At 46.6% G+C, this 654-nt stretch carries 1 protein-coding gene; it reads left to right on the top strand.

All coding sequences use genetic code 11. The features are described from left to right. On the top strand, positions 1-654 hold a 654-nt coding region (locus R7Q48_RS28085; RefSeq protein WP_318133591.1), incomplete at both ends, for an ABC transporter permease.

Genomic DNA, 654 nt, shown 5'->3' with positions numbered 1-654 from the left:
GTATCCGCTGCCATACGCACAACAAACCCCTAGAGAGCAGCCAATTGCGGTCGTAAACCTAGACGGAAGCCAAACCAGCCTAAAGCTAGAGCGTATGGTCGATGCGACACCTCAAGTCAAAATCGTCTCGCGTTTACATACAATTGAGGATGCAAAACAAGCGTTTTTGAATCGCGAAATTACGGGTTTCTTAGTGATCCCTGAGCACTTCTACAAAGACGTAATGTTAGGTAAAAGCCCGACTCTTGCATACGCTGCAGACGCCTCTTACTTCTTGGTTTACGGCACGGTCGTTGAAGGTTTAGCTCAAGCAGGCGGTACATTAGGCGCACAAGTTAAAGTCAGCAAAATGGTGATTGAAGGCGTACCCCTTAGTTTGGCGAGCCACAATTACTCTGCTATCAAGCTGAACATGAAACCGACCTTTAACCCAACGATGGGCTATATCGAATACGTGGTTCCTGCTGTCTTTGTGCTGATTTTGCAGCAGACACTTATTATGGCAGTTGGCTTGCAAACCGGTTCACAGCGTCATGGCCGAGGCTACTGGTCTCAGGTATCAACCGGGTCATTGTTATTGGTAAGAACGTTGGTGTTTATTGCCATTTATTACTTACTGAGCGCGTATTACTTTGGTTTTAGCTTCGAACGTCT

Source organism: Vibrio sp. 378 (assembly GCF_033339435.1).
This window is presented reverse-complemented; position numbering and strand designations above follow the sequence as displayed.